8 protein-coding genes and 1 pseudogene are annotated in these 6,797 nt (G+C 52.6%); 1 reads left to right on the top strand and 8 read right to left on the bottom strand.

Features of this window, described 5'->3' with window-relative positions:
* Positions 1–136: pseudogene (locus T260_RS1000000138835) on the bottom strand (replication initiation protein); the annotation flags it as partial.
* A gap of 37 nt (positions 137–173) precedes the next feature.
* On the opposite strand from T260_RS1000000138835, the gene T260_RS1000000138830 reads away from it, so the two are divergent.
* Positions 174–377 carry a replication initiation protein gene (locus T260_RS1000000138830; protein ID WP_236620436.1) on the top strand — a complete coding sequence of 68 codons (204 nt, stop codon included), beginning with the start codon at positions 174–176 and terminating at the stop codon, positions 375–377.
* A gap of 168 nt (positions 378–545) precedes the next feature.
* On the opposite strand, the gene fliG is transcribed toward T260_RS1000000138830, so the two are convergent.
* The 7 genes from fliG to hslU all read right to left on the bottom strand — a co-directional run bounded on the left by fliG (position 546) and on the right by hslU (position 6,794).
* Positions 546–1,565, bottom strand: a complete 1,020-nt coding sequence (gene fliG / locus T260_RS129200) for a flagellar motor switch protein FliG (RefSeq protein ID WP_023634015.1) — start codon at positions 1,563–1,565, stop codon at positions 546–548.
* 12 nt (positions 1,566–1,577) lie between these two features.
* Positions 1,578–3,164: a flagellar basal-body MS-ring/collar protein FliF gene (gene fliF / locus T260_RS129205; RefSeq protein WP_011230719.1), complete on the bottom strand. Its 1,587-nt coding sequence runs from the start codon at positions 3,162–3,164 to the stop codon at positions 1,578–1,580.
* An 81-nt stretch (positions 3,165–3,245) separates the two neighbouring features.
* Positions 3,246–3,542, bottom strand: a complete 297-nt coding sequence (gene fliE / locus T260_RS129210) for a flagellar hook-basal body complex protein FliE (RefSeq protein ID WP_011230718.1) — start codon at positions 3,540–3,542, stop codon at positions 3,246–3,248.
* Positions 3,543–3,561: 19 nt separating this feature from the next.
* The gene (flgC, locus tag T260_RS129215; protein ID WP_011230717.1) at positions 3,562–4,014 is read right to left on the bottom strand and encodes a flagellar basal body rod protein FlgC; all 453 of its coding nucleotides are present in this window, start codon (positions 4,012–4,014) and stop codon (positions 3,562–3,564) included.
* Between the two features lie 3 nt (positions 4,015–4,017).
* The gene (gene flgB, locus T260_RS129220; protein ID WP_011230716.1) at positions 4,018–4,407 is read right to left on the bottom strand and encodes a flagellar basal body rod protein FlgB; all 390 of its coding nucleotides are present in this window, start codon (positions 4,405–4,407) and stop codon (positions 4,018–4,020) included.
* A gap of 196 nt (positions 4,408–4,603) precedes the next feature.
* Complete coding sequence (gene codY / locus T260_RS129225; protein WP_011230715.1) at positions 4,604–5,383, bottom strand: GTP-sensing pleiotropic transcriptional regulator CodY; 780 nt, start codon at positions 5,381–5,383, stop codon at positions 4,604–4,606.
* Between the two features lie 16 nt (positions 5,384–5,399).
* Entirely contained in the window at positions 5,400–6,794 is a 1,395-nt protein-coding gene (gene hslU, locus T260_RS129230) for an ATP-dependent protease ATPase subunit HslU (protein WP_013523393.1), read from the bottom strand.
* Positions 6,795–6,797 lie beyond the last annotated feature (3 nt).

Here is a 6,797-nt window from a genome sequence, read left to right as displayed (position 1 = left end):
TGATGTCCGTCTTCTCCGCAATCTCCTTCTTGGCGGGATTAAGCACTCGTTTTTTGAAATTGTGGTATTCTGAATACTTGTCCCCTGCTCCAACCATCATCCGCAAATCATCCAGACGAATCACGACCTCGCCCATATACTGCCAACGTTTTAAAAGCTCTTACTCCATCCGTATGTACGAGCTTTTAAAACGTTGGCAGTATATGGGCGAGGTCGTGATTCGTCTGGATGATTTGCGGATGATGGTTGGAGCAGGGGACAAGTATTCAGAATACCACAATTTCAAAAAACGAGTGCTTAATCCCGCCAAGAAGGAGATAAAAGAGAGCCGAAAATCCTCTTTTTTGCGGGCCAACTGCTCGCGCACCGATTCGTAATATTGCTCTGCCTGGCGGCGAAGCTTGGCTGCTTCTTCCTTGGCGGCGGCGACCGCTTCCATCTCCCGCTGCCGATCGTCGACGGACGATGGAAGATCGGAAACATGGCGCTGCACGACGATCGTCTTTTTCCCAGCGCGCGCCGCCAATTTCGGCGCTTTAATGACGTTAGACAATAATATCATCTCCTCCCCCGCGCGCGATGACGATTTCTCCAACCTCTTCGAGACGACGGATCACGGCGACGATGCGCGATTGCGCCTCCTCGACATCACGCAGCCGGACTGGCCCCATATATTCCATTTCTTCTTTGAATGTCTCGGCCATTCTTGTCGACATGTTGCGGAAAATAATGTTTTTCACTTCGTCGCTCGCTACTTTCAGCGCCAACATGAGATCGTTGTTGTCCACCTCGCGGATGACGCGCTGAATGGCGCGGTGATCGAGCGTCACGATATCTTCAAAGACAAACATCCGTTTTTTAATTTCCTCGGCCAGTTCCGGGTCTTGAATTTCCAAGGCATCCAAAATCGTCCGCTCCGTGCTCCGGTCGACTTGGTTCAGCACTTCCACGACCGCCTCAATTCCGCCGGCTTGCGTGTAATCTTGCACGACGGTCGCGGACAGCCGCCGCTCCAAAATTTGCTCGACTTCGTTGATAATCTCCGGCGATGTGCTGTCCATCAGCGCGATGCGCCGGGCGACATCCGCCTGCATTTCCTGCGGCAGCGCCGATAAAATTTGCCCTGCCTGTGCCGGCTCCAAATACGAAAGAATCAGAGCGATCGTTTGTGGATGTTCATTTTGAATGAAGTTTAACAGCTGCATCGGGTCGGCTTTGCGGGCGAAATCAAACGGCCGCACCATCAGCGCTGATGTCAGGCGGTTGATGATCTGCATCGCCTTATCCGGGCCGAGCGCTTTTTCAAGCACTTCTTTCGCATAGGCGATGCCGCCTTGGGCAATGTAATCTTGCGCCAAGGCGAGCTGTCGAAACTCTTCAAGCACTTCCTCTTTTTGTTCGGCCGTCACTTGACGGACGTTGGAAATTTCTAGCGTCAGCTTCTCAATCTCTTCCTCGGATAAATGTTTATAGACAGAGGCCGACACATCCGGGCCGAGGGAAATAAGCAGGATGGCTGCTTTTTGCCTGCCCGACAGCCCGCCTTTTCGTTCGCGCTTTGCCATACGCCGTTCCCCCTACTCTTCCGATAGCCACGTTTTTAATAGTTTTGCAAACTCATCCGGCTTTTCTTTCGCCAGCCGCTCAAGCTGTCGACGGCGCAACGCTGCCTCCGTCTCCGGCGGCTCCGGCAAATCCGGCTCCGTCGAAAGCGGCGGAGTGAACAAGTGTTCTTCTTCCTCTTCCTCGTCTTCACGGCGGCGGCGCAACCAGAGGAACAACAGCAAGGCAACGAGCAACAGCGCTCCTGCACCGGCCGCATACCACCACCACGCCGGCCGATCCGGCGTTGATTCGGTGAATGTCGGCTTGCCGTTGAATTTTTGCACCGAAACGACGATGCGGTTGTTGATGTCTTGATCAGTGAGCGTTTGCGCCTCGCTTTTGTCAATTGACGTCCGAACGATCGTTCCTAGCAGTTTTTGAATATCATTGACCGTCTCGGGCGGCAGCGAGTTCGGATCATTAGGGTCAGGCGGCTCGACCATCACTTGGATGCCTAGGTCGCGGATTTTATATGGACTTTCGACGATTTGCTTTTTGATTTTGTTTACCTCATTGTTGATCGTCTCTTCGGTTCGTTCATAGTTGCCGTTTGTTGCGCCGTTTGCGTTTTGGTAGCCCGGCACTTCGTTCGCGCCCGTTCCAGCGGCGCCTCCGGGCGGCGCACCGCTCCCGGAGTACGTCTCTTTAATGCGCTGAACGCTGACGGCAATACCTTGCTTCGTTTTCTCGTCCACTGGAGAAACCAAATTTTCTTCTCGTTTCTCCTGCGTAAAGTCGACATCCGCCGTCACGGAAACGACGACTTTATCCTGCCCCATCATCGTGCCGAGCAGTTGCTGCACTTGGCGTTGAATGTCACGCTCGATCTGCTTTTTGATTTGCTGCTGCGAGGCGAATGTCGTTCCTGTCGAATTTTCGCCGTCGTTTTTTAAATCGTAATACTCAAAAAACTGATTCATAATGACGATATTATCTGTAGAGAGATTCGGAACACTTTTGGCGACGAGATGATAGAGCGCTTTGATTTGCTCGTCGCTGAATTGATAGCCCGGCTTCGTCTTCAGCACGATCGAAGCCGAGGCTTCCCCTTTCTCATCGGAAACGAATACGCTCGGCTGCGGAAGGTTGATCATGACTTTGGCGTCCTCGACGCCGTCGATCGTCTTGATCAAGTTGGCGAGCTCCGTTTGCATCGCCTTCAGCTTCACCATATTGAACTCGTTATCCGTCATGCCGAAGCTCGCGTTTTGGCCGAAAAATGAATAGTCAATGACTCCACTGTTCGGGATGCCTTCAGCAGCGAGCTCGACTTTCAGCGCGTCCACTTGCTCTTTCGGCACTTTAATCGTCGTCCCGCCGTCCGCCACTTCGGCCGGAACGCCGCGCTGGTCAAGCGTTGCTTTAATTTGCCCCGCTTCTTGCGGCGACAAATTGCTGTAGAGGGGCACCATTTCCGTCCTTGTGGCGAAAAAGACGCCGACGCCAACGGCCAAAAGCACGGCCGCTGCCGCAGTGAGCACGAGCCATTTCTGTTTTTTTGTCCGTTCCTGCCAAAACGCGCGAGCGCGGCTCCACCACTCTTTCCATTTCCTTCTCATACAATTCCCCCGATGATCCAATACCTGCCGCCATAGCGCAACAATGGCGGCGGCTTCCGTATGTATTGCGATTCATTGCTGCTACAATGGCATGCGCATCATTTCTTGATACGCCTCGATCGCTTTGTTGCGGATCTCCAGCGTCAGCTGCAGCGTGATGCTCGCTTTTTGCGCGGCGATCATCACATCATGCAACTGAACGTTCTCCCCGCGAACGAGCTTTTCCGTCAGCGCATCGGCTTGAATTTGCGCTTCGTTCACGCGGTTGAGCGCCTCTTTGAAAAATGCGGCGAATTGCTTTTGCGCCTCAGCCGGCTTCGCTGGGGGCGAAACGGCGGAAGACATCGTCAGCCCAATGCGGCTTGCTCCATCAATCATCGTTTATCCCCCTCGCATGCTATTTCCCGATCTCGAGCGCCTTCATGAGCATTCCTTTTGAAGCATTCAACACCGTAACGTTCGCCTCATACGAACGCGTCGCCCCGATCAAGTCCACCATTTCTTTCAGCGGGTCGACGTTTGGCAGACGCACATAGCCGTCGGCGCCCGCATCCGGGTGATTCGGGTCGTAGACGAGTTTAAACGGCGCCGGATCATCGACAATTTCGCGCACCCGCACTCCGCCGTCCACCGCGTCGGCACGGCCGAGCGCAGCCTGCAAATAGCCCGAAAACGACCCGCTGCGCGGTTCAATGATGACCATTTTGCGGCGGTACGGCTCCCATTCGCCGTTGACAAGGCGGGCGCGCGTCGTATCGACGTTAGCGATGTTGGAGGCGATCACGTCCATGCGCAACCGTTGGGCGGTCAACGCCGAAGCCGAAATGTTTAGACTTTGAAACAAAGACACCCGTTATTTCCCTCCTTTAATCACTGTTTTCAACGTTGTAAATTTGCCGTTGAGCCGCTCGATTAAGGCATTGTAATAAATTTGGTTTTCTGCTAGTTTTGACATTTCCTGATCGATATCGACACTGTTTCCATTATGATTGTAACTCACCGTTGTGTCCGTCGTCACGATGATTTTTCCATTTTGTTCGTTTGGAAACGAAAAATGCTTCGGATTCGTCCGTTTGGCCTCAAGCCGAAACGCCCGTTCCAATTCAGCCTGAAAGCGCACATCTTTCGCCTTATAGCCCGGCGTATCGGCGTTGGCGATGTTGTCGGCGATCGCCTGTTGGCGAAGCGCAGCGTAGCGAAGCCCTTGTTCAAGCCAACCGATCGTCGCTGAAAAGAGCGCCAATGGAATCCCCTCTTTTCTCCTATTTTTCGACAATTTCTGCTAGTTTTCATTTTACGGGAAAGAAAACCCAATGTATAGACGGAACTTGGTACTATTTTTCGACGATGCCATTACAGAAAAACGATGCCAAGGATGTTTGTCAAAACAAAAAACCCGCCGGGCCAAAATACCCAGCGGGCTTAGGCGGCTGCGCCGTTCAGCTCGATTTCAATTTTTCAAGTTCGCTTAAAAACTTGTCGTTCAATACTTTAATGTACGTTCCTTTCATGCCGAGTGAACGCGATTCGATCACGCCGGCGCTTTCTAGTTTGCGCAGAGCATTGACAATGACCGAGCGGGTGATGCCGACGCGGTCGGCGATTTTGCTCGCGACAAGCAGTCCTTCCGTTCCGTCAAGCTCCTCAAAAATGTGTTCGATCGCCTCAAGCTCGCTGTAAGAAAGGGAGCTGATCGCCATTTGCACGACCGCCTTGCTGCGCGCTTCCTCTTCAATTTCTTCCGCCTTTTCACGCAGAATTTCCATGCCGACGACCGTCGCACCGTATTCAGCCAAAATGAGATCGTCATTGTCAAACTCGCGGTCAAGGCGCGATAAAATGAGCGTGCCGAGCCGCTCGCCTCCGCCGTTGATCGGAACAATCGTCGTCAAGCCGGTTTTGAACAAGTCACGATTTTCCACTGGAAACGCCGTATATTCGCTATTAATATCAATATTAGGAGACGTTTCCGTAATGTTGAACAAGTTTTTCGTGTATTCTTCCGGAAACTGGCGCTCCTCCAGCATTCGCTTCATCCGTTCGTTTTCAATCGATTGTTTAATGGCGAATCCAAGCAGTTTGCCGCGGCGGCTGACGACAAACACATTGGCTTCAATCACTTCGCAAAGCGTTTCTGCCATTTCTTTAAAATTGACCGGCCGCCCGGCCGCCTTTTGCAACATGGCGTTGATTTTCCGCGTTTTCTCTAGCAAGTTCATTGATTTCATCTCCTCCTCATAAAATAAACTCGCTTAAATCTTTGTTTTTGACGATGCTGCCGAGTTTTTGCTCGACATATTGCGGTGTGATGACGACCTTGTCGATTCCGATGTCCGGCGCCTCAAACAGCAAGTCTTCCAGCAGTTTTTCCAAAATCGTGTGCAACCGGCGCGCACCGATGTTGTCGGTCGTCTGGTTTACTTCAAACGCCACCTCGGCAATCTTACGAATAGCATCGTCAGAAAATTCAAGACTTATACCTTCTGTTGCCAAAAGAGCTTGATATTGTTTAATGAGCGCGTTATTCGGCTCGACTAATATTCTTACGAAATCGTCGACCGAAAGTTTCGCAAGTTCGACGCGGATCGGGAAACGGCCTTGCAGCTCAGGGATCAAATCCGACGGTTTCGCCATATGGAACGCGCCGGCGGCGATGAATAAAATATGGTCTGTTTTCACCGGTCCGTACTTCGTCATGACGGTCGACCCTTCGACAATTGGCAAAATGTCGCGCTGCACCCCTTCGCGCGAGACGTCGGCCGAGCCGGACACCGCTCCGCTGCGGGCGATTTTGTCGATTTCATCGATAAAAATGATGCCGGACTGTTCAGCCAGGCGGACGGCCTCTTGCGTCACTTCATCCATGTCGATCAGCTTTTGCGCTTCCTCGTTGATGAGCACTTTGCGCGCTTCACTCACTTTGAGACGCCGCTTTTTGCGCCGCTTCGGCATGAGGCTGCTCAAGGCGTCCTGCATGTTCATCCCCATCTGCTCAATGCCTGCCCCTTGCAAAAAGTCAAACCATAACGGCGTCTGTTCCTCGATTTCAATCGTCACCATCTCGTTCTCCAACTGCCCGTTTGCCAACTGCCAAGCAACTTGGCGCCGCTTTTGTTCCACCTGTTCATCCTCATGGCTGTAGCTGTTGTCCGCTTGGGCTCCTTGGCCGCCAAACAGCAGCTCAAGCGGATTTTTGATTGTCTGCTTTGGCTTGCCCGGAACAAGCAGTTCAACAAGCCGCTTGTTCGCCTGCTGTTCAGCCCTGTCTTTCACTTCGTTCATTTTTCGTTCTTTCACGAGCCTAACTGACGTTTCCACCAAATCGCGCACCATCGATTCGACGTCGCGCCCGACATAACCGACTTCGGTGAATTTCGTCGCTTCGACTTTGATGAACGGGGCGCCGACGAGTTTGGCGAGCCGGCGGGCGATCTCGGTCTTCCCGACCCCGGTCGGGCCGATCATTAAAATGTTTTTCGGCATCACTTCATCGCGCAATTTTTCATCGAGCAAACTGCGGCGGTACCGGTTGCGAAGCGCGATCGCCACCGCCTTTTTTGCCTCTTTTTGCCCGACGATGAACTGATCGAGCTTTTCGACAATCTGCCGTGGAGTCAACGTTTCCGCCATCAT

It is taken from the genome of Geobacillus thermopakistaniensis, from assembly GCF_000498995.1.
GTDB lineage: Bacteria > Bacillota > Bacilli > Bacillales > Anoxybacillaceae > Geobacillus > Geobacillus thermoleovorans.
Note: the sequence above shows the minus strand (reverse complement) of the source record. Positions and strands in the feature narration are given on the sequence as shown.